Source organism: Methylobacterium sp. UNC378MF, assembly GCF_900103195.1.
GTDB lineage: Bacteria > Pseudomonadota > Alphaproteobacteria > Rhizobiales > Beijerinckiaceae > Methylobacterium.
Window position 1 is genome coordinate 1 of the sequence record NZ_FMWU01000009.1, and the last position, 24621, is coordinate 24621.

Genomic DNA, 24621 nt, shown 5'->3' on the forward strand with positions numbered 1-24621 from the left:
TCACCGAAGCCCGGCGCCTTGACGGCCGCGACCTTCAGGCCGCCGCGCAGCTTGTTGACCACGAGCGTGGCCAGAGCCTCGCCCTCGATGTCCTCGGCGATGATCAGCAGCGGCTTGCCGGTCTGGACCACAGCCTCGAGCACCGGCAGCATGGCCTGGAGCGAGGAGAGCTTCTTCTCGTGGATGAGGATGTAGGGGTCCTCGAGCTCGGCGACCATCTTCTCCGCGTTCGTGATGAAGTACGGAGAGAGGTAGCCGCGGTCGAACTGCATGCCCTCGACGACGTCGAGCTCGGTCTCGGCCGTCTTGGCCTCCTCGACCGTGATCACGCCCTCGTTGCCCACCTTCTGCATGGCGTGGGCGATCATCTCGCCGATCTCCTTGTCGCCGTTGGCGGAGATCGTGCCGACCTGGGCGACCTCGTCGGAGGTCGAGACCTTCTTGGCGCGGCCGGTGATGTCCTTCACGGCGGCGGCCGTGGCGAGGTCGATGCCGCGCTTCAGGTCCATCGGGTTCATGCCGGCGGCGACGAACTTCACGCCCTCGCGGACGATGGAAGCCGCCAGCACGGTCGCCGTGGTGGTGCCGTCACCCGCGATGTCGCTCGACTTCGAGGCCACTTCGCGCACCATCTGGGCGCCCATGTTCTCGAACCTGTCGACGAGCTCGATCTCCTTGGCGACCGTCACACCGTCCTTGGTGATGCGCGGGGCGCCGAAGCTCTTCTCGATCACGACGTTGCGGCCCTTCGGGCCCAGCGTCACCTTCACCGCATCGGCGAGGATGTCGACACCGCGCAGCATCTTATCGCGGGCGTCGGCGGAGAAACGAACGTCTTTCGCTGCCATTGTGTGCCTCTTGTCTGGTTCGGTTCTGCCCCAAGGCCGGTGAAGGCCTCAAAGGGCGATGACGGGTGACTCGATCAGGCGGCGACGACGCCCATGATGTCGGATTCCTTCATGATCAGGAGGTCCTGACCGTCGATCTTGACCTCGGTGCCGGACCACTTGCCGAACAGGACGCGGTCACCGGCCTTGACGTCGAGCGCGTTGACGCGGCCGGACTCGTCGCGGGCGCCGGGGCCGACGGCGACAACCTCGCCCTCCTGCGGCTTCTCCTTGGCGGTGTCCGGGATGATGATGCCGCCCTTGGTCTTCTCTTCGCCTTCGATGCGACGGACGACCACGCGGTCGTGCAGCGGACGGAACTTCATGAGCTGCCCTCTTGCTTCAGGTCTGGAGTTGGCGTTGATGCGGCCGGCGGGACCGCTCGCGAACTCGACTGTTAGCACTCTGTCTCGGCGAGTGCCAAAGACGGCCGCGAGATAGGCTCGCTGCGGTTCCGAGTCAAGGCTGTCGCATCCCCGCGCGACGGTGCGATGACGCGCCGACGGCTCCTTTTCGCCCCATGGATAACGCGCGTTCATGTTAAGCCTGCACGGACCCGAAGGCCCGGTGGCGCAGCAGCCCGGCAGCGCGATCGGACGCAATACTGTCTGGCTGGACCTGAACGACCCGACTCCAGAGGAGGCCAAGGCAGTCGAGGCCGCGACCGGCTTGCGCGTGCCGTCACGGGCGGCACTCTCGGAAGTCGAAACCTCAAGCCGCCTGCGCCGGGTCAAAGGCGGCCTCTCGCTCTCGACGCCGATGATCACCTTCGAGCAGAGCGCTTCGCAGCTGAAGCCGCTCGGCTTCCTGCTGACCAAGGACCACCTCGTCACGATCCGCTTCCACGACCTGCGCGCCTTCGAATCCTCGGCAAAGCGCATTGCGGACGGGGATGGCAGCACGACCCCCAGCGAGATCTTCCTCGTGGTCCTGGAGGAGCTGGTCGACAGCCTCGCGGACGCTCTGGAGGATATGGGATCGGAGCTCGACACACTCTCGACGCGAATCTTCGATTTCGACGTCCGCGGCGCCGAGCGGCGGCGCCTGGAGAGCCCGCCGCCCCGTCGCCGCGATCTCGCCCTGCGGCGGATCCTGCGCGGCATCAGCAACCGCGGGAAGGCTCTGGGGAAGATCCGGTCGAGCTTGCTCGGACTCGAACGGATTGTTCCGTTCGTCTCCGCAGCTTGCGACGGCATCGGCCTGCCGGAGGATTCCCGCTTCGAGACGATCAAGCGGGACATCGAATCGCTCGACGAGTTCGAGACGCGCCTGGCGGAGAACGTGCAGTTTCTGCTCGACGCGGCCCTCGGCCTCATCACCATAGAGCAGAACAACGTCTTCCGGGTGCTCACCGTCGTCTCGGTCGTCGGCGTACCGCCGACTCTGATCGCGTCGATCTACGGCATGAATTTCAAGCACATGCCGGAACTGGATTGGACCCTCGGCTACCCCTACGCATTGGGCCTCATCCTTCTCAGCGCGGTCGCGCCGATAGTATACTTCCGCATGCGCGGGTGGTTCTGATATTCACACGAATTTGTATGTATTTCAGTCAATACCTCAATCAAGATATGCGGCGACAGAGGACCGTTCTAGCGATTTGAGGCAAGGTTATTGCCACTGAAAGATTTCGGCCGGGCTCTGCTCGAGTGGAGACTGCCAAACCAGCCGATGAAAGGCTTCATTAATGCTGCGACGCTATACCCGCCGACGGGGAATGCGAGCAGCGACATGTTCAACCGTAACAATTTCAGCGAAGCCCAGGCCAAGATTGATGCCCTGGATCGCTCGCTCGCAATCATCGAATTCGCGATGGACGGAACCGTCGTCCATGCGAACCAGAATTTTTTGAAGTTGATGAAGTACAATCTGACCGACGTTCAGAATCGGCATCATCGCATCTTCGTTGACAAGAGCTATGCCGAGTCGGCGGAATATACGGCCTTCTGGGACAAGCTGAAGGACGGCCAATACGTCACGGGCGAGTTTCTGCGCCTCGACAAGGAGGGGGACTCGGTCTGGCTGGAGGCGACATACAATCCCGTGCTCGACGCCCGCGGCCGACCCGTCAAGGTGGTCAAGTTCGCCTCGGACATCTCCGCGAAGAAGAAGGAGATCAAACGGCTCCTGACGATGATCGACAACGTCCCGGTGGCGGTGATGACGGCCGATCTGAAGAACGACTTCAAGATCGACTATATGAACGCCACATCGCGCCGGACTCTCGGAACGATCGACCAGCATCTGCCGGTCAAGGTCGGCGACATGCTCGGCCAGTCGTTCGACATCTTCCACAAGAACCCGAGCCACCAGCGCACCATGCTGGCAGATGCGAGCCGGCTGCCGCACACCACCAAGATCAAGGTCGGTCCCGAGACCCTCAACCTGCGGGTCACGGCCGTAAACGACGAAAAGGGCCAGTATATCGGCCCGATGCTGACGTGGGCCGTCGTCACCGCCCAGGTCAACATGGAGATCGACGTCAAGCGGGTCGTCGAGGCGGTCGGCACCGCGATCCAGGAGATGCAGAGTTCGGCCGAGGGGCTGATGCAGTCCGCCGAGTCCGCACGGCACAAGGCCTCGTCGGTCGCTGCGAATTCTGAGCAGATGAACGGCGCGATCCAGGAGATCTCTGGCCAAGTCGGACGGGTTTCGGAGCGCGCGCAGCAGATCGCCGCTCAGGCCGGAACCACCGACGCAACCATGCGGCAGCTTGCCGAGAATGCCCGCAAGGTTGACGCGGTGGTGGGCATGATCAAGTCGATCGCCGACCAGACCAACCTGCTGGCGCTGAACGCCACCATTGAGGCGGCTCGCGCCGGCGCCGCCGGCCGCGGTTTCGCGGTCGTCGCCAGCGAGGTGAAGGCGCTGGCCGAGCAGACCGCCAAGGCCACCGGCGAGATCACCCAGCAGGTCTCAGCGATCCAAAGCGCAACGGGCGAGGCGGTCGGCGCGATCGAGATGATCACGACGGCGGTGGACGAATTGTCCAAGCTCACCCTGGCGATGGCGAGCGCCGTCGAGGAGCAGGCGGTCTCGACTCACGAGATGGCGGGCAATATCGGCGGCGTCTCTGAGGCCGCCAGCGCCACCGGTCAGCTCGCCCAGACGGTCCAGGGCATCGCCGAGAGCCTGGCGGGCCATTCGGCGAGCCTGTCGGACAGCGTGATCCGGTTCATGAAGACGGCCTGATCCCGGTCACGCCGCGTCGCGCGGACGTGCACCCTCAATCCCGGGCGAGCTGCGCCCGTCCGATGGCGAAGACCCGCCCGTCTCCCAGGAGATGGGCGGTGAACCCGTTTTGGAACAGGCTCTCGATGGCCTTGTCGCGGACGTTCAGGCCGCCGGCATAGGCCCCGAAGGCTGGCATCACGAGGCGGGTGCCGTCCGTGACGAAGCAGCGGCGTCGGATGGCGCGCCCGCGCATCGCTACCTTCCCGCAAGGGTGGAGATGGCCGGCGATCTCGCCCGGCATGGTCTCCGGGCTCGGCTCGTGGCGCAGGACGAGGCTGCCGATCGTCAGCGCCTCGGCATAGCGGCCGCCGACCCCTTCGTTGACGGCGGCATCGTGGTTGCCGGCAATCCAGACCCAATCCCGGCCCGCCTGCAGCGCCGCCACCATGGCGCGGTCGCCTGGCTCCATGCGCTCGGGCCCGCGGGCATCGTGGAAGGAATCGCCCAGCGCGACCACGCGGGCGGGGTCGTGGCGCACCACAGCCTCGTGCAGGCAGGCGAGGGTCTCGCGGGTGTCGTAGGGCGGTAGGAACTGGCCGGAGCGGGCCGCATAGGACGAGCCCTTCTCCAGGTGGAGGTCGGACACGATCAGAGTCCGGTGCTCCGGCAGCCAGAGGCCGCCGCAGAGGTCCAGCACCAGGGTCTCGCCCGCCAGAAGCAGGGTGGGGTGCTTGTGAGTCTTCTCGAGTCTCAGGCCGGCCGCCAAGATCACATCCTCGGTGTCGTCGGGGGAGGGCGGATCGACGGTCAGGACAGAGCCTCTTGGAGAAGCTCCGCCTCGGCCTCGGCCAGGATCTCGTCGGCGCCCTCGCCGTAGACCCGCTCGCGCCCGATCTCGAGCATCACGGACACGGAGAGCGGCGAGACCCGGTCCAAAGACCTGTGGATGATTCGCCCCTGGATGCGCTCTAGCATCATGCCGAGGCGCCTCACGTCGAGGAGTCCGGTTGCCGCATCTTGCCGCGCCGCGCGCAGCAGCAGGTGGTCGGGCTGGTGCTTGCGCAGCACGTCGTAGATGAGGTCGGTCGAGATCGTGACCTGCCGGCCAGACTTCTTCTGCCCCGGATGGTGGCGCTCGATCAGCCCGGCGATCACCGCGCATTGCCGGAAGGTGCGCTTCATCATCGCCGATTCGTCGAGCCACGCCTCCAGGTCGTCGCCGAGCATGTCGACGGCGAACAGGTCGCCGATGAAGTCCGGGTCGAGGGCGGCGCGCTCGGAGACGTCGCGGGTCGTCCAGATCGCAATGCCGTAATCGTTGGCCGCGAAGCCGAGCGGCCGCAGCCCGTCGCGCTCGAGCCGCCGGGTCAGCAGCATGCCCAGCGTCTGGTGGGCGAGGCGCCCCTCGAACGGGAAGGCCGTCAGGTAGTAGCGCTTGCCGCGCGGAAATGTCTCGACCAGCAGGTCGCGCTCGCCCGGCAGGACCGAGCGGCGGCGCTGCTGCAGCAGGTACTCGCCGATCTGCTTCGGCAGGCGATCCCACGCGAACGGGTCGGCAATCAGCGCCCGGACCCGCTCGGCCAGGAAGGTCGAGAGCGGGAACTTCGCGCCCGCGTAGGACGGGATCGCCGGGTCGGTCCCGGCCGGTGCGCGGGTGACGAGGCACTCGTCCTCGGCGAGCCCTTCGAAGCGGAGGGTCTCACCCGCGAACAGGAACGTGTCGCCGACGGTGAGCGTCTCGGCGAACTCGTCCTCGATCTCGCCGAGCACCCGGCCGGATTTCGGCAGGACGGTGCCGGGCTTGCCGCGCAGGGTCCGGCCGAGGCGGACCTTCACCCGCGCCGCCTCGACGATGGTGCCGACATTCATCCGGTAGGCCTGGGCGGTGCGGGCGTCGCGCACACGCCAAAGCCCGTCCGGCCCGCGCAGGATCTTGGCGAAGCGCTCGTAGGCGCGCAGCGCGTAGCCGCCGGTCGCGACGTAATCGACCACCTGCTCGAACGTCTCCCAGGTGAGGCCGGCATAGGGCGCGGCCGAGACGATCTCGTCGTAGAGGTCGAGGGGGTCGAAGGCGTCGGCGCAAGCCATGCCGAGCACGTGCTGCGCGAGCACGTCGAGGGCGCCCTGGCGGGCGTCGGGCGTGTCCTGCGCGGCCTCCTCGACGGCATCCAGCGCCGCTTGGCATTCCAGCATCTCGAAGCGGTTACCCGGGACGAGATAGGCCTTTGAGGGCTCGTCCATGCGGTGGTTGGCCCGGCCGATCCGCTGCATGATTCGGCTTGCACCTTTAGGCGCACCGACATTGACCACGAGGTCGACGTCGCCCCAGTCGATGCCGAGGTCGAGGGTGGCAGTGCAGACGATCGCCCGCAGCTGCCCTGCCGCCATGGCGGCCTCGACCCGGCGACGCTGCTGCGCGTCCAGCGAGCCGTGGTGGATCGCGATCGGCAGCGCGTCCTCGTTGAGCCGCCACAGCTCCTGGAAGGTGTACTCGGCCTGGAGACGGGTGTTCACGAAGACCAGCGTCGTCCGGTGCTCCCGGATGAGGTCATAGATCGCCGGCATCGAGTGCCAGGCGGTGTGGCCGGAGATCGGCAGCGCCCGGCCGAGGTCGAGCATGCGCAGATCCGCCTTGGCGCCGCCGGCCACCGTGACGAGGTCGGCCATGGGCGGTCCGACCTGCCACCCCTCCCGTGCGGGAGAGGATTGGCGTGAGGGCCGAGACGGTTCAGGATCAGGCACGTCGTCGCCGCGCGGTGCGGTCGAGCCACGTTCTGAAAGCGCTCGTCCCTCACCCTGTTCGTCTCCCGCACGGGAGAGGGGACCCGCGCTCGGTCCCGTAGCCGTGTTGGCCGTGTCTTCGTGCAATCTGAAAGGCGTGCCCGCGGTGGGATGAGCGGGAAGCGGCCCCTGCGGCACCAGATACTTCCGCAGCTCGTCCGGCTCACGCACCGTCGCCGACAGCCCGATCGCCGCCAGTCCCGGGCTCAGCCGGTGCAGTCGCGCCAGAGCGAGCGACAGCAGATCGCCGCGCTTCGACGTCACCAGCGCGTGCAGCTCGTCGAGCACCACGCAGCGCAACCCCGAAAAAAACTCGGCCGCCTCGCGATGGGCGATCAGGAGGGCCAGCTGCTCGGGCGTGGTCAGAAGGATGTCCGGCGGCCGGCTGATCTGGCGGGTGCGCTTATGGGCCGGCGTGTCGCCGGTGCGGGTCTCGACGCGCACCGGCAGCGCCATCTCGGCGATCGGCGCGTCGAGGTTGCGGGCGATGTCCACGGCCAGCGCCTTCAGGGGCGAGACATAGAGGGTGTGGAGGCCCGCCGCCTTCTTCTGCGGCCCGCGCTGGCTCAGGGCGACGAGGCTCGGCAGGAAGCCGGCCAGCGTCTTGCCGGCACCGGTCGGCGCCACCAGCAGGGCCGAGCGGCCGGCGCCGGCGATCCGCAGGAGATCGAGCTGGTGCGGCCGCGGCGCCCAGCCGCGCCCTGCGAACCAGGCGCGGAACCGCTCCGGCAGGATCTCGGACGGGTCGCTCAGGCGAGCGCCATGAGGAAGCGGTCGATCAGCTCCAGCGCCCGCTCGCTCATCGGGCTCGGGTAGCGGGCGAAGACGTGGCAGCCGCCGGGATAGATCGCCGTGTGACCGCCGTTCCCCGCCGCCGCCCAGCGCGCCGACATGTACAGCGTGTCGTCGAGGAGGGGATCGGCGGTGCCGATGGTGAACAGGGCCGGCGGCAGGCCCTTCAGCTCGGCGTAGATCGGCGACACGTCCGGACGGCGCCGGTCGATGCCCTCGCGAACGTAGCCGTCGGCGAACTTGGTCAGGTCGCGGGTGTTCACGACCAGCCGCTCCTCGCCCCAGTTCCGCACCGACGGAGTCAGGCCGAGATCGAAGAAGCCGGCATTGAGGTTGGCGCCCCGGAAGGCCCGCGGCAGGTTGTGCTTGTCGCGCAGCCGCAGCAGCACCATCACGGCGAGGTGCGCGCCCACCGACTCGCCGCCGATGGTCAGCGCGTGGATGCCGAACTCGGTCTTCCCGGGACCGGCCAGCCACAGGGCCGCCGCTTCGCAGTCGAGCAGAGCCGCCGGATAGGGATGCTCGGGGGCGAGCCGGTACTCCACCGACAGGGCGACGAAGCCGCAGGTGTCGGCGATCCGCTCCAGCCAGGGATCCTGCTCGTCGGCGGAGCCCCAGACCCAGCCGCCGCGGTGGATGTGCAGGTAGGCGCCGCGCAGCTTCGTGCCGGGCTTGGGCCGGACCACGCGGAGCTTGAGCGGGCCGCCGGGCCCGTCGATCGTCAGCCACTCGGCGCGGGCGCTGTGCGGCATGGCGGGGGCCGCCTTGGTGCCCAGACGGCGGCGCTCGCGGACCTCGGCGATCGGCAGCGACCAGGGATCAGGCAGCGCGGCGTGCGCCGCGACGATCTCGGCATTGAGCCGGAGCGTCTCGGGATCGATCGTCGCCGGGTCGAACAGGGCGTGGTCGATCATCGTGCGTATGGTCCCGTCGGCACTCAGAGCCTCTCACACCAAATCCCGATTCCCGGGAGTTCTCCCTTTGGTCGAGGCCGCGCCGCGAAAGTGCCGCGTCGCGATCCACCCCGTCCGCATCTTGGCGCGCGCGACGCCGCTTGCCATCTGCACGGCGCGCGAGAAACCCGCCAACGCCTGATCCGCGCTCGGGTTTCGACGCGGTGTGGTGTGCCGGCCACGGTTCCGCCCGCTTCGTCGCCGATCCGAGGACCCTGACGCTTCACGAGGACGCAATGCTCGTCGATCACGACCGGCGCCGGCAAGGCTATCAGCAGGGCGCCCCGCCGAACGCCCCCTACGGCGCGGACAGCTACCGGTCGCGCCCCTCCGCGCTGCGGCGGTTCCTCGGCGGCTCGCCTGCCGGCGTGTTCCTGCGGCTGCTGTTCCTGTCGGTGCTGGTCGGCGCCTTCATGTCGATGCTAGGCCTGACGCCGGGGCGGCTGTTCTGGCACGTCTACGATTCGGCGCGGGCGCTGGTCGAGGTCGGGCTCGCCTCGCTCCACGATTTCGGCGGCTGGATCGTCGCCGGGGCGATCGTGGTCGTGCCGCTCTGGCTGATTGCGCGCCTCTTCGCCGTCTCGCGCTGACCGGATCGGCGACCGTTCCCGCACGGTCGCGTCGCGTCATTCCGGGGCGCCACGGGTTCGGGCCTATCGGCCGCGATCCGTGCGCCGATCACGAGGCCGCCCGTCACCGCAACCCGTCGATGCGATCAGCCCGCTCTGGGCGGGCGGCGCGTCTCCTTAGCGTGAGGCATGATGCACGCCGTCGCCAGCACGGGCCGACCGACGAACCGCCGCGTCCTGGCCCTGGCGCTGCCCATGACGATCGCCAACGTCACGACGCCGATGCTCGGCTTCGTCGGCGCGGCGGTGATCGGGCGGCTCGGCGATGCGGCGCTGCTCGGTGCCGTCGCCCTCGGCGCGGTGATCTTCGACGCGATCTTCTGGTCCTTCGGGGCGCTCCGCATGGCGACCGCCGGCCTGACCGCGCAGGCGGTCGGCGGGCGGGACGACGCCGAGGTCGACCGCATCCTGGCGCGCGCGCTGGCGGCGGGCGCCCTGATCGGGCTCGTCCTGATGGTCCTGCAGGGTCCGCTCGCGCAGCTCGCCTTCGCGATCAGCGGGGCGAGCGCGGCGGTGATCGCCGGTCTCGCGACCTACTTCCACATCCGCATCCTGTCCGCGCCCTTCGTACTGGCGAGCTACGGCGTGCTCGGCTCGATCCTGGGGCGCGGGCGCACCGATCTCGGCCTGCTGCTGCAGATCGCCATCAACCTGACCAACGTCGCGCTGACGCTCACCCTGGTCCTGGGCTTCGGACTGGGCCTCGCCGGCGCGGCGCTTGCGACCCTCGGTGCCGAGGCGGTTGGGCTCGGCCTCGGGCTGATCCTCCTGGCGCGCCTCGGCTCGCGGCCCTTCCGGGTGCCGCTCCGCGACCTGCGCGACGCCGCGGCGCTCCGCCGGACGCTCAGCGTCAACGGCGACGTCATCCTGCGAACGCTCGCGCTGATCACCGGCATCGTGCTGTTCTCGGCGCTGGGCGCCCGGCAAGGCGACGTGGTGCTCGCCGCGAACTCGGTGCTGTGGAATCTCTTCCTGATCGGCGGCTTCTTCCTCGACGGCTTCGCCACGGCGGCCGAGACCCTGTGCGGCCAGGCGGTGGGCGCCCGGGACCCCGAGGCGTTCGACGCGGCCGCCGCCCTGAGCCTGCGCTGGTGCCTCGGCTTCGGGTTCGCGGTCAGCCTGCTGGCGCTGGCGGGCGGCGCGGCCTTCATCGATGCCGTGACGACGAACGGGGCGGTGCGTGAGGCGGCCCGGTCCTACCTCGTGCTCGCCGCCCTGGCGCCGTTCGCCGCCGCGGCGCCCTTCGCGTATGACGGGATCTATATCGGTGCGACTTGGACGCGGGCGATGCGCAACCTGATGGTCTGCGCCCTCGCCGCCTACTGCGCGGTCCTGGCGCTCGTCGAAAGCCTTGGGCTCGGCAATACCGGGCTGTGGCTTGCCTTCGTGAGCTTCCTGGGCGCCCGCGGGCTCGGACAGGCAATCGCCTTCCCGCGCCTCGCCCGGGACACGTTCCGGACGCCGGCTGCGACCGCCCTCGAACCCGCGGCCTAGGCGGCCACCGCGCGCGAGGGCAGAGGCGCGCTAGCGCGGATCCTTCCAGGTGGTGGGCTGCGCCGGCGGCGCGGCGCGGGCCACGGAGCCCGTGGTGCGCGGCACGACCGCCTCAGCCCGGCGCGGGGAGGACCGGCGCGGCGCCGCGGAACCGTAGCGGCGGCCCCGACGGACGTGGCGGCGCCCGCGCTCCGACGAGTTCCCCACGAAGCCGCCGACCACGGCCCCCGCCACGGCGCCGATCGGCCCGCCGACCAGCGCCCCCGCGACCGCACCGGAGCCCACGCCGAGGGTGGTCCGGCTCTGGGCCCGGGCCGCCTCGGGGGCCGCCAATGTCCCGAGCAAGGCGAGGGTGACCAAGACTTTGCGCATCGTAGAGATTCCGGACCCCGAGAATTGGTTTCGTCCGGCCTTTAAGCGGCGGAACATGACCAAAGCGCGGCTTCGATCTGCGCAGAGACGGCGCGGTATCAAACCGCGCGCGGACTCACCCGCCCCGACCTTTGGGGTGTGGCGCGGCCGGCATCGTGCTTTAGGGTGCAGCGCAACGACGGGAGGCCGCGCGGGCGGCCCAGGAGGGAGAAGCCGATGGCCACGACCACCGATCTGCGCCTGCGCCGGAGCGTGCTGTACATGCCCGGCTCGAACCAGCGGGCGCTCGACAAGGCCAAGACCCTGCCCGTGGACAGCATCATCCTCGACCTCGAGGACGCCGTCGGCCCGGAGGAGAAGGAGATCGCCCGCGAGCAGGTCTGCGCCGCGGTGAAGAGCGGCGCTTATGGCAGCCGCGAGCTGATCATCCGGGTCAATGCCCCCCAGACCCCGTGGGGTGAGGCGGATCTCCACGCCGCGATCGAGGCCAAGCCCGACGCGATCCTGATGCCGAAGGTCTCGTCCCCGGCCGTGCTGGAGAGCATCGCCGACCGGCTCGAGTCCCTTGACGCGCCGGACGGCATCGCGATTTGGGCGATGATCGAGACCCCGGCCTCGATCCTCAACATCCAGGAGATCGCCCGGGCGAAGCGCGACCCTCGCAACCGCCTGACCTGCCTCGTCCTCGGCACCAACGACCTCGCCAAGGACACCTGGGCCAAGATCGTCCCCGGCCGCGTGCCGATGCTGCCCTGGATGATGATGGCACTCGCGGCCGCGCGGGCGGAAGGGCTCGCGATCCTCGACGGCGTCTACAACGACATCGCCGACACCGAGGGCTGCCGCGACGAGTGCCGGCAGGCCCGCGACCTCGGCTTCGACGGCAAGACCCTGATCCACCCGACGCAGCTGGAGCCCGCCAACACCTCCTTCGCGCCGACCGAGGAGGAGGTGCGCCGGGCCAAGCTGGTGATCGAGGCGTTCGAGCGCCCGGAATACGCCAAACGGGGCGCGATCAAGCTGGAGGGCCGGCTCTACGAGCGGCAGCATCTCGGCGTGAACCGCAGGGCGGTCACCTGGGCCGAGGCCATCAAGGCGAAGGGGTTCTGAACCACCGTCCAGCCCGTGGCGCGCTTGAGGCGTCCCGGCTCTCGGCGCTCACGCGGCAGATCCGGGGGCGGCGTAACGCGTCCGCTGGGTGCGCCCGTCGCGCGCCGTGACGACGACGAACCCCGCCTCCTCCAGGCCGGCGAGGGCGCGCAGCACGAGGGCGTGCTCCACCCCGAAGGTGCGGGCGAAGGCGCGGCTGTCGCCCGGCAGGCCGAGATCCAGCGCCGCCAGGAGGCCGGCCGCAAGCGGGTCGAGATCGGGCCGGGCGGCCGACACCCGGTCGAGGGCGGCGACGAACGCCGCCTCGTCGGGCTCCGCGCTCACGCGGCCGCGCGCGCCTGCAGGGTGACCAGCACCGACTTGGAGGTCGGCGTGTCGCTCTTCTCACCGTAGGTGGAGAGCGGCACCAGCACGTTCAGCTCCGGATAGTAGCCGGCCAGCGCGCCCCGCGGCATGTCGAAGGGTACGAGGCGGAAATCCTCGGCCCGGCGGGTAATGCCGTCGTCGTGCGTGCCGACGATGTCGACGCGGTCGCCGAGCCGGTCGCGGATCTCCGCGAGGTCGTCCGGATGGGCGAAGACCACACGGCGCTCGCCGTAGACGCCGCGGTAGCGGTCGTCGAGGCCGTAGATCGTGGTGTTGTACTGGTCGTGGCTGCGGAAGGTCTGCAGCACGTAGGTGTCGCGGGTCTTCCGGGCGGCCTGATGCTCGGTCTCGGCCGGGAGGGCATCGGCCGAGAAGTTGGCCCGCCCCGTGGCCGTCTCGAACACCCGCTCGGCGGCAAGGTTGCGCAGCATGAAGCCGCGCGGCTTGCGCACCCGGGTGTTGTAGCCGGTGAAGCCCGGGATCGTGGCGGCGATCGCCTCGCGGATCCGGTCGTAATCGGCGGCGAAGCCGGCCCAGTCGATCGCGGCGGAGCCGAGTGTCGCCTGCGCCATGCCGGCGATGATGGCGATCTCGGAGCGCAGCTCCTTCGAGGCCGGCTTGTTGATGCCGCCCGACCCGTGGACCATGCTCATCGAATCCTCGACGGTCACGATCTGGATCTTGCCCTCGGCGCCCCGGTCGATCTCGGTGCGGCCGAGGCAGGGCAGCAGGTAGCCGACGGCGCCGGGCACCAGATGGGCGTGGTTGAGCTTGGTGGCGATGTGCACGGTGAGCCGGCACGAGGCCAGCGCCTGCGCGACGACCGGCGTGTCGGGCGTGGCCCGCAGGAAGTTGCCGCCGAGCCCGATGAAGGCCTTCGCCGTGCCGTCCCGCATGGCGCGGATCGCCGCCAACACGTTGTGGCCGTGCCGGCGCGGCATGGCGAGGCCGAAATGCTGCTCCAGCGAATCCAGGAAGGCGGCGGCGGGGCGCTCGTTGATGCCGACCGTGCGGTCGCCCTGCACGTTGGAATGGCCGCGAACCGGGCAGAGGCCCGCGCCGGGTCGGCCGATATGGCCGCGCAGGAACAGCAGGTTGGCGATCTCCCGGATCGTCGCCACCGAGTGCCGGTGCTGGGTCACGCCCATCGCCCAGGTGGCGATGACCCGCTGCGCGCCGAGATAGACGTCCGCCATCGCGGCGATCTCGTCCATGGTCAGGCCCGACTGGTCGAGGATCGCGTCCCAGGAGGTCGCATCGACGGCGGCGCGGTACGCGTCGAGCCCGGCCGTGTGGTGCTCCAGAAAAGCGCGGTCGAGGAGCGAGGGCCGGCCGGCCGCCAGGGCCTCGGCGTCGCGGGCGAACACGACCTTGGCGATGCCCCGGAAGGCCGCCATGTCGCCGCCCGAGCGCGGCTGCAGGTAGTGGCTCGCGATGGGGCGGCTCGAACCGCGCAGCATCTCGACGGTGTTCTGCGGGTCGGCAAAGCGCTCGAGGCCGCGCTCGCGGACCGGGTTCAGCACCACGACCTTGGCGCCGCGCTCGGCCGCCCGGCGCAGGTCGCCCAGCATGCGCGGATGGTTGGTGCCGGGATTCTGGCCGACGCAGAAGATCGCGTCCGCCTTCTCGAAATCCTCCAGCAGGACCGTGCCCTTGCCGATGCCGATCGCCTCGATCAAGGCGACGCCGCTCGCCTCGTGGCACATGTTCGAGCAGTCGGGGAAGTTGTTGGTCCCGTAGGCGCGGGCGAAGAGCTGGTACAGGTACGCCGCCTCGTTGGAGGCGCGGCCCGATGTGTAGAACTCGGCCTGATCGGGATGGTCGAGCCCCCGCAGGGTCGCGCCGATCTCGGCGAAAGCCTCGTCCCAGCTCACCGGCAGGTAGCGGTCGCTCGCCGCGTCGTAGCGCATCGGATGCGTGAGGCGGCCCTGGCCCTCCAGGGCGTAGTCGCTCCAGCCGCGCAACTCCGTCAGCGTGTGCTTGGCGAAGAAGGACGGCTTCGTGCGCTTGTCGGTAGCCTCCCAGGAGACCGCCTTCACGCCGTTCTCGCAGAACTCGAAGGACGAACCGTGCTCCGGGTCGCCCCAGGCACAGCCGGGGCAGTCGAACCCGTCGGGCTGGTTCGCCTTCAGCAGCGCGCGGGCGCCGGTGAGGGGGGCGCGGCTGCCGAGCAGGTGCTTGCCGCAGCTCTTCAGAGCACCCCAGCCGCCGGCGGCGGAGGAGCGCTTGGAAGACCCTTCAGACTGGGCCATGAACCGTCCTGGATTGGCTGACGCGATCTGTCTCGCAATCGCGAGATAAGCGCCTCTCCGAGGCCCTCACAATGCCGTGCCGGCGCAGGCCCCTCATGCACGGGGCACAGGCTAAGCTCCGGCTGTGCAAAGCCTTTCTAAACTGCCACCGCAAAAAATTTGTCCGGCCCGGCCCCGTTCACGGACCGCGTCGCCGGCGACGCGGTCCGCGGCGGTGCGAGACCGGCTGAACCGCGCCGCGCCCGCACGCGCGCCCGCTCAGTCCCCGCGGGCGAGAGCGGCGGCGTCGCGCCCGACGGCCTGCCGGAGCGAGGCGATGCCGGCCTCCTTCATGCGCCGCAGGAGCCCGTCCTTGATGCGCCCGACCAGGCCCGGGCCCTCGTAGACCAGCGCCGAGTAGAGCTGCACGAGGCTCGCGCCGGCCCGGATCTTGGTCCAGGCGGCCTCGGCCGAATCCACGCCGCCGACCCCGATGAGCGGCAGCGCGTCCCCGACGCGCAGGCGCGTCTGGGCGAGCATCCGGGTGGCCGGGCCGAAGAGCGGCCGCCCCGAGAGGCCGCCGGTCTCCCGGGCGAGACCCTGCTCGCGCAGGCTCGCCGGGCGGGCCACCGTGGTGTTCGATACGACGAGGGCCTGGACTCCGCGCCGCTGGGCCGTCGCGCAGACCGCGTCGAGGGCGTCCAGCGCCATGTCGGGGGCGATCTTGAGGAGGATCGCCGCGCCGGCACCGGACGCGTCCCGAGCCTCGACCGTCCGGGCGAGCAGCTCGTCGAGGAAGGCCTCGCCCTGAAGGTCGCGCAGGCCCGGCGTGTTGGGCGAGGACACGTTGACCGTGACGAAGTCGACCAGCGGCGCGAGGGCCGCGGTGCAGGCGGCGTAGTCGGCGAGGCGGTCGGCGGAGTCCTTGTTCGCACCGATATTGACGCCGACGATCCCGGGCCGCCCCCTCCGGGCGCGCAGGCGGTCGGCCACCACCGCGAGTCCCTCGCTGTTGAGGCCGAAGCGGTTGATCACCGCGCGGTCGGCGGCGAGGCGGAAGACCCGCGGCCGCGGGTTGCCGGGCTGGGGCCGCGGCACGACGCCGCCGACCTCGACGAAGCCGAAGCCGAGGCCGAGCAGCGCGTCGGGAACGCGCGCGCCCTTGTCGAAGCCGGCCGCGAGGCCGACGGGGTTGGGGAAGCGACGGCCGAGCAGGTCGACGGCGAGGCGCGGGTCGTCCGCCGGCAGGCCGCCCGCGGGCAACAGCGCCAGGGCGCGGAGCGTCAGGTCGTGCGCGCGCTCCGCGTCCAGGCGGTGGAGCAGCGGCCGGACGAGGGGGAAGGCGGCCGCGATCATGCCGGCAGGATCCCGGCCGGGAAGGCGTGCCGCCCGTCGGCGCCCAGCGGCATTTCGTCCACCGCGACCACGGCAGAGAGCGGCAATGGGCCGTAGAGGTGCGGGAACAGGGCGCCGCCGCGAGACGGCTCGTAGCGCAGGCCGTCGCCGAGCGCGCCGGCCTCGACCGCGACGAGGAGCAGATCGTCCTGCCCGGCGAAGTGGCGGGCCGCCGTCTCGGCGACCTGGTCGGCGGTGGAGAAGTGGATGAAGCCGTCCTGATGATCGATCGGCGCGCCCGTGAACCGGCCCGCGGCCTCGGCCTCGCGCCACAGGGCGCGCGGACAGATCTTGTAGATGAGCGGCATCGAAGCTCCCCGAAACGAGGTTGCGATAGAGGCACCCGGCGCCGGCGGCAACCGGGCTGCGCCCCGCCTGATTCGAGGAGCGATTGCAATCTGCCGCCTGTAGTTCTACTTTCCTACGACTAGGCTGGACGTCACACAGCCGCGTCCGGACCGGCTGAGCGGGTTCGGAATGTGAATTGTCAAGTATCTCCGCGCGTACCCGGCGGGTGTCGAACGGACCCGGCGGGCAAACCGTCTCCGTGCCTCCGAGGCAGCCGGATCCCGGCTGGTGAGACGGGGGTGCCGGCCCGCTCAGGGTGAGCCTCCGAGCCCGCTATGCTGTCCCACGAGCAGATCTGGAACGCCATCGACCGGCTCGCCGAGCGCCACGGCTACTCGGCCTCCGGCCTCGCCCGCCGCGCCGGCCTCGATGCGACCAGCTTCAACCGCTCGAAGCGCGTGGGTGCCGACGGGCGGAAGCGCTGGCCTTCCACGGAATCGGTGTCGAAGGTCCTGGCCGCGACCGGCTCGAGCCTCGACGAATTCCTGCGGCTCATCGAGGCCCGCGAGATCCCCGCCCGCACCATGGTCCCTCTGATCGGCCTGACGCAGGCCGGCGCCGGCCGCCTGTTCACCGACGAGGGCATGCCCACCGGCGGCGCCGGCTGGGAGGAGATCGAGTTCCCGGATCTCGGCGAGGAGCGCGCCTTCGCGCTGGAGATCCAGGGCGATTCCATGCTGCCGCTATTCCGCGACGGCGACGTGCTGATCGTGTCGCCCACCGCCAGCGTCCGCAAGGGCGACCGCGTCGTGGTCCGCCTGCATGGCGGCGAGGTCCTGGCCAAGGAGCTGAAGCGGCGCACGGCGCGGACCGTCGAGCTGGCCTCCATGAATCCTGAGCACGAGGACCGGGTCCTGAATCTCGGCGAGGTGGCCTGGATGGCCCGGGTGATGTGGGTGCGCCAATAGCAGCGCCTGTCGGGTTCGGCGCTTGGCCGTGACGATGTTCGTCGTTATCGCTGGCGCGTCGCGGACCTTCCGCATCCGCTGAGCGCGAACCCAGCATGGCGCAGCCCGGAACGGACCAGAGCGCGGCCGAGGACGGATCGCTCACGGGCGAAGCCCGGGCACTCATCGACGCGCTGCCGACGCCCAGCCTCCTGCTCGATCCACAGGGCCGTATTCTCCACGCCAATCCAGCCCTGGAGCGTCTGGCCGGCTATCCGGCTGAGCGGCTCGCCGCGCAGGGGCTCGACCTGATCCTCGCGCAACGGACGACGCCGCTCGATCTTGACAGTACGGAGCGGCAGGAATTCCAGGCCGCCCGCGCGGACGGGACCAGCTTCTGGGCCCGCCTGGAGACGGCACCGCTGCCCGGCAGCCGGAACCGGATCGGCCAGATCCTCGACGAGACGGCGCGCCGCGAGGCCGAGGGGGCGCTGGCGCTCTCCCGGCAGCGCGAGGCGCTGGGGCTCCTGACCAACAGCGTCGCGCACGAGTTCAACAATTTCCTGCAGATCCTGATCGGCTACATCGACGGCCTGAAGCGCCGGCTCGGCGACCGGCAAGAGCCGTTCGTCCAACGGGCGATCGCTCGATCAGCCGACGCCACCGAGCGGGCCGCGATCCTGACCCGGCACCTGCTGGCCTATTCCCGCCGCATCGCGCCCGACGTGCGGGCGGTCGACCTCGACGCGATCGTGGCTGACCTTGCGGTCCGCCTGGAGCACGATCTGCCGCCTGGGATCCGCCTCACGGTCGCGGCAACGCCGGGCCTGCCCCGGGCGATCAGCAACCCGACGCAGATCGAGTTCGCCCTGCGGCATCTCGTCGCCAACGCATGTGAGGCTATGCCGTCGGGCGGGACCCTGATGCTGTCGACCTTCCGGATCGATCCCGGCGACCGGTCCCTGCAGCAGCCGAGCCAGGGCAGCGTCGGTATCGCGGTCGGCGATACCGGCCAGGGTATGTCGCCCGAGATGCTCGCCCGGGCGCTGGCGCCGTTTCAGACCAGCCACGAGGCGGGGCGCGGCGCGGGCCTCGCGATCGTCCACGGGCTAATGAAGCGCCAGAACGGCACGATCACGATCGACAGCCGGACCGGGGAGGGGACGCAGGTGCGCCTGTCTTTCCCGGCCGCCCCGGAGCGCACGCTCCACTGACCTATCGGGCTGTAACGCCGGGAGCGAAGCACGCCGGGTTATGGGAGACGTTGGCGAGCCCAGGGCGGCCGTAGGCCCGTCATGCCGAAGGCTGTGGTCCGAGGCGGTCCGGCGGAAAACGTCATTCCAGCCCCATCCGGAAGGACTAAAACCCGCGCCCGGCCGTTCCCATATCGTCACCGGCGCTCCGCGCCCTCCGGTTCTCGTCCTCTGAGGCGTGTACATGTTTACTGAGATTTCGCGCCGCAGGCGTGTGGCCGCCCTCCTGGCGCTGGCCGCTGCGCTGACCGTCGCGGCTCCCATCGCGGAAGCCCGCCCGGGCGGCGGCGGGTCCTTCGGATCCCGCGGCTCACGCACCTACACGGCGCCCTCCGCCACGCCGACCGCTCCAGGCGGCGGCATGACGATGCAGCGCTCGCAGACCGCGCCATCCCCCGGCATGGGCAGTCCCGGCATGCAGGCCCCGGCCGCGCCGGGCCGCCGGTTCGGTGGCGGTTTCTTCGCGGGCCTGCTCGGCGCCGGCCTGCTCGGTGCGCTGCTCGGCGGCGGCTTCTTCGGCGGCCTCGGCGGCATCGCGTCGATGATCGGCCTGCTGTTCCAGGTCGGGCTCGTCGTGCTCGTGGTAATGCTGGCCCTGCGCTTCTTCCGTCGCCGGAATGAGCCGGCCGGTGCCGGTGCGCCCTACGCCCGCTCGTCGCTCGACGACAAGCCGGGCGCCCGCGGCCCGATGGGGGGTGCTCCAGCCGGTCCCGCGGCCGGCATGTTCGGCGGCCAGCGGCCGCCGCAGGCCCGGACTGTGCAGATCGGCCCGGCGGACTATCAGGCGTTCGAGCGGCTGCTCGGCGACATCCAGGACGCCTATTCCCGAGAGGACCGGGTGACCCTGGGCAACCTGTCGACGCCTGAGATGGTCGGCTACTTCGACGAGGAGCTGCGCAACAACGCGGCCCGCGGCGTGGTGAACAAGATCTCGGATGTGAAGCTGCTGCAGGGTGATCTTGCGGAATCCTGGGGCGAGGATCGTACCGACTACGCCACCGTTGCCATGCGCTACGCCCTGAAGGACGTGATGGTCGAGCGCGCCAGCGGCCGCGTTGTTTCGACGGACTCATCCGAGGCGACGGAGTTGTGGACCTTCCTGCGCCAGCCCGGCCGCGGCTGGGTGCTCTCGGCGATCCAGCAGACCCGCTGATCGCCCCGTGCTCCGGCCGCCCGGCCGGAGCGACCGCGCAGGCTCTCAAGCCGGCGCCGCCACCGCGGTGCCGGCTTTTCTATGTGCGTCCCACAGATTGGCAAGATCGACGAAACCTGCGACCGGGATTTCCTCGGCCCGCGCCGTCTCGGCCAGCCCCGCCGCGGCCAGCAGGGCGCCAGCCTCGGCCGTGAGCGACTTCAGACTCTGGCGCAGCATCTTCCGGCGCTGGCCGAAGGCCGCCCGCGTGACGGCTTCCAGGGCGGCGGCACGGCAGGGCAGGGGCTTCGCCCGCGGCACCAGCCGGACCACACTCGACGTCACCTTCGGCGGGGGCACAAAAGCCGACGGGCTGACATCGAACAGGATTTCGGCCTGTGTCCGCCAGCCGCACAGGACACCGAGGCGGCCATAATCGGCCCGCTCCTCCGGACCGGCGACGATCCGCTCCGCGACCTCGCGCTGGAACATCAGCACGGCCTGATCCCACCAGGGCGGCCAGACCTCGCCATCGAGCCAGCCGGTGAGCAGCGCCGTGCCGATATTGTAGGGCAGGTTGGCGACGATCCGCGCCGGCCCGGCGCCCACGAGCGGCCGAGGGTCGAAGGCGAGGGCATCGGCATCGATGACCTCCAGGCGCCCGGGATAATGGGCGGCGATCTCGGCGAGCGCCGGCAGGGCCCGCGGGTCGCGCTCGATCGCCACGACGCGGGCCGCCCCCTCGGCGAGCAGCGCGCGCGTGAGGCCGCCCGGACCAGGGCCGATCTCAACCACGGTGACGCCTGCAAGAGGCCCGGCCGCCCGGGCGATGCGGCCGGTCAGGTTGAGGTCGTACAGGAAGTTCTGGCCGAGCGCCTTCTTCGGCTCCAGGCCGTGCCGGGCGACGACCTCGCGCAGCGGCGGAAGGCCGTCCCCGCCGCTCATGGTTCCTGCCTCACAGCTCGTCCTCGGGATCGAAATGACGTGCGCCGGCCGGGCGGGGCCGCCCGGCATAGACGCTGAACGGGATGATCTCGGCCCCGTCCGGCGGGTGGCTTCGCTCCGCCACGTTGACAGCCAGCCGGTCCGCGAGGCGCAGGGCCGCCACGAGGCTGTCGGGCCTGGCAATGCCCTGGCCGGCGATATCGAAGGCCGTGCCGTGATCCGGCGAGGTGCGTACGAAGGGCAGGCCGAGGGTGACGTTGACGCCGTCGTCGAACGCGATGGTCTTGATCGGGATCAGGGCCTGATCGTGTGTGGGTGCGAGGGCGACGTCGTAGGTCTCCCGGGCGCGCGCGTGGAACAGGGTGTCGGCGGGGAGGGGCCCGCGGATGTCGATGCCCTGCGCGCGCAACCGCGCCACCGCCGGGGCGAGGATATCGCGATCCTCGTGTCCGATCGTGCCGGCCTCGCCGGCATGCGGATTCAGGCCGGCGAGAACGAGGCGCGGCTCGGGGATGCCGAACCGCTCTCGCAGGTCGCGAGCGACGATCGTCGCCGTCTCCTCGACGAGCTCCTGGGTGAGCAGGTCCGGCACGTCCTTCAGCGGCACGTGGATCGTCACCGGCACCACCGACAGGCCGGGGCTCCAGATCATCATCACCGGCCGGGGCGGGGTCCGGCCCGGCGGCACCGCGAGCGCCGCCAGGAACTCGGTGTGTCCGGGATGGGCGAAGCCCGTCCGGGTCAGCACGAATTTGGCGATCGGGTTGGTCACGACCGCGCTCGCGCGCCCGGCCTTCACGAACTCCACCGCCGCGGTGATCGACTCGATGGTCGCGCCGGCATTGACGGAATCCGGCAACCCGGGCTCGGCGGCGATGCTCGCGCCACTCGGCAGCGGCACGACAGGAAGGGCGCGCGGGAAGACCTCGGCGGCGGTCTCGGGATCGACCTCCGCCACCGGCACCGGCCGGCCGAGGCGGTGTGCGAGGCGCTCGATGAAGTCCGGATCGGCCACTAGGAAGAAGGGCGGCAACGGATCCGGGCCGGTGCGCCCGAGCCACGCGCTGAGCGCCAGCTCCGGACCGATGCCGGCGGGATCTCCGAGGGTGAGGGCGAGGGGCGGCATGGGCGGTCTATAGCGCCCGCGCGGCGCGGGCGCATCCTCGGGGAGGTGCGGCCGTGCGCGGGCCGAAATCTCGCCGCTCGGCTCGGGATGACCGACCGGGCCGCATCGGAGGAGGCGCCGAACCGGCAAGCCGCCGGCCCGGGTTCCTCACCGCACCGAGGCGATGCCGTCCGCGGTGGTGGCGGTGCCGACGTTCTGACGCAGGTCCGCCTCGCCCAGCGTCTTCAACTCGACCCGCAGCAGCACGGTCTGATTGCGCTCGCGCACGCCGGTTGCGGTGGCGATCGGCGAGTTGATGTAGTTCAGCGAGACGGTGGTGCACTCGTCTTGGTAGCCGCCGCCGAAGCTCGCGCCGGACAGGTAGAACCGTCCCGGATTCTGATAGAGCGGCACGGTCCCGATCGGGTTCGCCAGATAGGAACTCAGCGCATCCGTGTAGGTGTTGCGGACGTCGAGGTAGTGGGTGAGGTCGACCAGCAGCGAGCCCGAGACGAACCAGTTCGGCGTGATGTTGTAGGTCGCCGTGGCGGTGACGCCCTCGCGGTAATGGCTGTAGCCGAGCAGCGGCTGTGCCTCGTAGTACGAGTAGAAGGCCGACACGGTCAGGGGCAGGAACGGCGCGAACCGCGCCGTCGCGCCGGTCTCCAGCCGCGCCACGTGGAAATCGGACTGGTTGAACCGCGCCCGGGTAATGAAGGTGATGTTCTGGTTCGGCGAGACCTGGAAACGGCCGACGAAGTCCGAACGCTGGGTCTCCAGGCCGGAATCGAGGCCGACATTGGCGATGTCGCCACGGCGGAACGAGTTGACGCCAGCAAGCTGGATGGACTCGCCGAACAGAACGTTGGCGTACCAGCCGGACGGGGTCACGACGGAGTACTGGCCGCCGAGATTGGTGCGCACGCCGCCCTCGACCCGGTCGTAACCCGAGAACTTGTCCCATTCGAACAGCGACGTGTCGTCGAAGACGAGGCTCTGCGCGTCCTCGTTCGGCAGGCGGCCGATCCGGGTCTCCGACGGACGCGCGATGATCTGGCCGATGGGTTCCAGGGTGTGGACGCCGAGCGCCCCGAAATTGGCGACGAACGGGTAGCGGTAATCGAGGCCGATCGCCGGCATGACCCGGCCGGCAAAGCCGTCATCGATCTTCGCAACCTGCGGCGCGAGGTCGTTCTGGTAGCCGGAGAAGCTCGGATTGGTGAAGAACGCGTCGGTGCGCAGATAGGCGAACGGCGTGAATTTCTGGCCCCAATCGTCGATGAAGCTGCGGCGCCAGGACAGTTCCGCGGAGGCGCGGGTGTTGGTGCCGGCGAGCCCGTCGATGGCGCACAGGCCGCGCTGGAAGACCGTGCAGGTCTGATAGAGCGGGAAGCTGACACCGTTCACGCTCGGCGAGAACAGGTAGCTCGACGTGCGCGGCAGGCCCTGGAACTGCGTGGTTTCGCGGGTCAGGCTGGTGATGTTCGCCTGGAAGCGGACCTCGCCGCCGATCTCCGAGGGGCCGTTGATGCGCTTGTCGTAGTCGATGACCGGCGCGACGATCGGCTGCTGCTTCTGCCAGTCGAAGCTCGACAGGCCCTTGAAATAGTAACCCCGTGCCTCGAACCACGAGCGGTCGCCCTGGCCGATCAGGTAGGCCGTCGAGGTCGCCTCACGGAAATAATCCGTGGTGATGTTCTGGTTGCGGATCCGGTAATTGTCGAGGAACCACTTGTCGGTGACGCCGACGAGATCCCAGCCCGTGCGCCAGCGCGGGTTGATGTAGAAGCGGCCCTGCGACTCCACAGAACCGCGGAAGTCGCGCTCGCCGGCACCGAGCGGGCTCGGCAGGAAGGCCGAGGGCGTCGTCTGCGAGATGCCCGACAGGCGGATGTTGTAGAAGCCGTTGTCGATCCGCTGGCGGAACTCGCCCTGGGCGAGCAGGCCCTGGCGGCTGAGCAGGGTCGGCGTCAGAGTCAGATCGTAGTTCGGCGCGAGGTTGATGAAGTAGGGGAGCGAGACGCCGTTGCCGAGCGCGGTCGTCGTGATGAAGCGCGGCGTCAGGAAGCCGGTCTTGCGCTTCACGGTCGGGTCCGGCGCCTCGAAATACGGCAGGTAGGCCACCGGGATGCCGGCGATCTCGAGCGTCGACTCGTCGAAGTAGACCGTGTGGGTCTCGTTGTCGTGGATGATCTTCTTCGCCTTGATCTGCCACAGCGGCGGCGTCTCAGGGTTGTCCTTGCACGGCTCGCAGGCCGTGTAGCTGCCGGACTCGAAGCTGGTCTGCTCGCCGTTGAGGCGCTCGGCCCGCGGTGCCGAGAAGCGGGTCCGCACGGTCTCGAACTTCCGCTGCACCGTCTGCTGCCCGCGGAAGGCGTCGACGAAGCCGGTCTTGAAATCGTCGGTGAGCTCCATGCGCGCGCCGGTCACGACGCCGCCATCGGCCTCGGTGAGGCGGACATTGCCCTCGGCGAAGACGCGGCCGGAATTCCGGTCGTAGCGCACCCGGTCGGCCTGAAGGGTCCGCGGACCGTAATGGAGCTCGGCGTTGCCCCGCGCCGTCACGGTGCCGTTGTCGTTGTCGTAGATCAGCTCGTCGGCTTCGACGAGGAGCTTGTCGCCCGGCTTGCCGGCCGTCACGGCGGGCAAACCCTGGGCATGAGCGGACAGGCCTCCCGCCAGCGGCGCGGCGAGCGCCAGCATGGTCCGGAAACCAGCCTTCCGCAGGATGTCGGCGACCTTACGCAACGCGCGTCCCAACCCCTGT

21 protein-coding genes are annotated in these 24621 nt (G+C 70.0%); 8 read left to right on the forward strand and 13 right to left on the reverse strand.

The features are described 5' to 3' along the window. On the reverse strand, positions 1-848 hold an 848-nt coding region (gene groEL, locus BLT59_RS10880), incomplete at its 3' end, for a chaperonin GroEL (RefSeq protein WP_139174045.1). Between the two features lie 74 nt (positions 849-922). Further along, entirely contained in the window at positions 923-1213 is a 291-nt protein-coding gene (gene groES / locus BLT59_RS10885) for a co-chaperone GroES (protein ID WP_091779337.1), read from the reverse strand. Between the two features lie 211 nt (positions 1214-1424). On the opposite strand from groES, the gene BLT59_RS10890 reads away from it, so the two are divergent. Further along, positions 1425-2411, forward strand: coding sequence for a magnesium transporter CorA family protein (locus BLT59_RS10890; RefSeq protein ID WP_091779339.1), 987 nt, complete (start codon positions 1425-1427; stop codon positions 2409-2411). 207 nt (positions 2412-2618) lie between these two features. Next, complete coding sequence (locus BLT59_RS10895) at positions 2619-4079, forward strand: methyl-accepting chemotaxis protein (RefSeq protein WP_091779341.1); 1461 nt, start codon at positions 2619-2621, stop codon at positions 4077-4079. 34 nt (positions 4080-4113) lie between these two features. On the opposite strand, the gene pdeM is transcribed toward BLT59_RS10895, so the two are convergent. The 3 genes from pdeM to BLT59_RS10910 are packed head-to-tail and all read right to left on the reverse strand — an operon-like array spanning position 4114 to position 8548. Next, positions 4114-4827 (reverse strand): ligase-associated DNA damage response endonuclease PdeM, encoded by a 714-nt coding sequence (gene pdeM / locus BLT59_RS10900; protein WP_091779343.1) that lies wholly within the window; start codon positions 4825-4827, stop codon positions 4114-4116. A gap of 41 nt (positions 4828-4868) precedes the next feature. Continuing rightward, positions 4869-7595, reverse strand: a complete 2727-nt coding sequence (locus BLT59_RS10905) for a ligase-associated DNA damage response DEXH box helicase (protein WP_091779710.1) — start codon at positions 7593-7595, stop codon at positions 4869-4871. Then, positions 7592-8548, reverse strand: coding sequence for an alpha/beta hydrolase (locus BLT59_RS10910; RefSeq protein WP_091779345.1), 957 nt, complete (start codon positions 8546-8548; stop codon positions 7592-7594). Before BLT59_RS10910 ends, BLT59_RS10905 begins: the two co-directional genes overlap by 4 nt. Positions 8549-8823: 275 nt before the next feature. Here BLT59_RS10910 and BLT59_RS10915 point away from each other — a divergent pair, with 275 nt between their 5' ends. Next, on the forward strand, positions 8824-9177 hold the full coding sequence (locus BLT59_RS10915) for a DUF6460 domain-containing protein (protein WP_020093561.1): 354 nt from the start codon (positions 8824-8826) through the stop codon (positions 9175-9177). 168 nt (positions 9178-9345) lie between these two features. Next, on the forward strand, positions 9346-10710 hold the full coding sequence (locus BLT59_RS10920; RefSeq protein ID WP_091779347.1) for an MATE family efflux transporter: 1365 nt from the start codon (positions 9346-9348) through the stop codon (positions 10708-10710). Positions 10711-10740: 30 nt separating this feature from the next. On the opposite strand, the gene BLT59_RS10925 is transcribed toward BLT59_RS10920, so the two are convergent. Continuing rightward, on the reverse strand, positions 10741-11082 hold the full coding sequence (locus BLT59_RS10925) for a YMGG-like glycine zipper-containing protein (RefSeq protein ID WP_091779349.1): 342 nt from the start codon (positions 11080-11082) through the stop codon (positions 10741-10743). 216 nt (positions 11083-11298) lie between these two features. Between BLT59_RS10925 and BLT59_RS10930 the strand changes: the two genes are divergently transcribed. Beyond that, positions 11299-12192 carry an HpcH/HpaI aldolase/citrate lyase family protein gene (locus BLT59_RS10930; RefSeq protein WP_091779351.1) on the forward strand — a complete coding sequence of 298 codons (894 nt, stop codon included), beginning with the start codon at positions 11299-11301 and terminating at the stop codon, positions 12190-12192. 48 nt (positions 12193-12240) lie between these two features. On the opposite strand, the gene BLT59_RS10935 is transcribed toward BLT59_RS10930, so the two are convergent. The 4 genes from BLT59_RS10935 to BLT59_RS10950 form a co-directional block, all read right to left on the reverse strand. Continuing rightward, positions 12241-12516, reverse strand: a complete 276-nt coding sequence (locus tag BLT59_RS10935) for a hypothetical protein (protein ID WP_091779353.1) — start codon at positions 12514-12516, stop codon at positions 12241-12243. Then, a complete protein-coding gene (locus tag BLT59_RS10940) occupies positions 12513-14810 on the reverse strand; it encodes an FdhF/YdeP family oxidoreductase (RefSeq protein ID WP_091779355.1) in 2298 nt (765 codons plus the stop codon). The genes BLT59_RS10935 and BLT59_RS10940 overlap by 4 nt, the downstream gene beginning before the upstream one ends. Before the next feature lie 258 nt (positions 14811-15068). Then, positions 15069-16145 (reverse strand): quinone-dependent dihydroorotate dehydrogenase, encoded by a 1077-nt coding sequence (locus tag BLT59_RS10945; protein WP_091779357.1) that lies wholly within the window; start codon positions 16143-16145, stop codon positions 15069-15071. Continuing rightward, positions 16142-16492, reverse strand: coding sequence for a DUF952 domain-containing protein (locus BLT59_RS10950; protein ID WP_091779359.1), 351 nt, complete (start codon positions 16490-16492; stop codon positions 16142-16144). The genes BLT59_RS10945 and BLT59_RS10950 overlap by 4 nt, the downstream gene beginning before the upstream one ends. 315 nt (positions 16493-16807) lie before the next feature. Here BLT59_RS10950 and BLT59_RS10955 point away from each other — a divergent pair, with 315 nt between their 5' ends. The 3 genes from BLT59_RS10955 (at position 16808) to BLT59_RS10965 (ending at position 19825) form a co-directional block, all read left to right on the forward strand. Further along, positions 16808-17440 (forward strand): S24 family peptidase, encoded by a 633-nt coding sequence (locus tag BLT59_RS10955; RefSeq protein WP_091779361.1) that lies wholly within the window; start codon positions 16808-16810, stop codon positions 17438-17440. Positions 17441-17535: 95 nt separating this feature from the next. Then, the gene (locus BLT59_RS10960; RefSeq protein ID WP_091779363.1) at positions 17536-18633 is read left to right on the forward strand and encodes a two-component system sensor histidine kinase NtrB; all 1098 of its coding nucleotides are present in this window, start codon (positions 17536-17538) and stop codon (positions 18631-18633) included. A 223-nt stretch (positions 18634-18856) separates the two neighbouring features. Further along, positions 18857-19825 (forward strand): TIM44-like domain-containing protein, encoded by a 969-nt coding sequence (locus BLT59_RS10965; RefSeq protein WP_091779365.1) that lies wholly within the window; start codon positions 18857-18859, stop codon positions 19823-19825. Between the two features lie 45 nt (positions 19826-19870). Here the strand turns inward: BLT59_RS10965 and rsmA are convergent, their stop codons facing one another. The 3 genes from rsmA to BLT59_RS10980 form a co-directional block, all read right to left on the reverse strand. Continuing rightward, the gene (gene rsmA, locus BLT59_RS10970) at positions 19871-20749 is read right to left on the reverse strand and encodes a 16S rRNA (adenine(1518)-N(6)/adenine(1519)-N(6))-dimethyltransferase RsmA (protein WP_091779367.1); all 879 of its coding nucleotides are present in this window, start codon (positions 20747-20749) and stop codon (positions 19871-19873) included. A 10-nt stretch (positions 20750-20759) separates the two neighbouring features. Further along, positions 20760-21875, reverse strand: a complete 1116-nt coding sequence (gene pdxA, locus BLT59_RS10975; RefSeq protein WP_091779368.1) for a 4-hydroxythreonine-4-phosphate dehydrogenase PdxA — start codon at positions 21873-21875, stop codon at positions 20760-20762. Between the two features lie 147 nt (positions 21876-22022). Continuing rightward, positions 22023-24602, reverse strand: coding sequence for an LPS-assembly protein LptD (locus tag BLT59_RS10980; RefSeq protein WP_091779370.1), 2580 nt, complete (start codon positions 24600-24602; stop codon positions 22023-22025). Between the last annotated feature and the right edge of the window lie 19 nt (positions 24603-24621).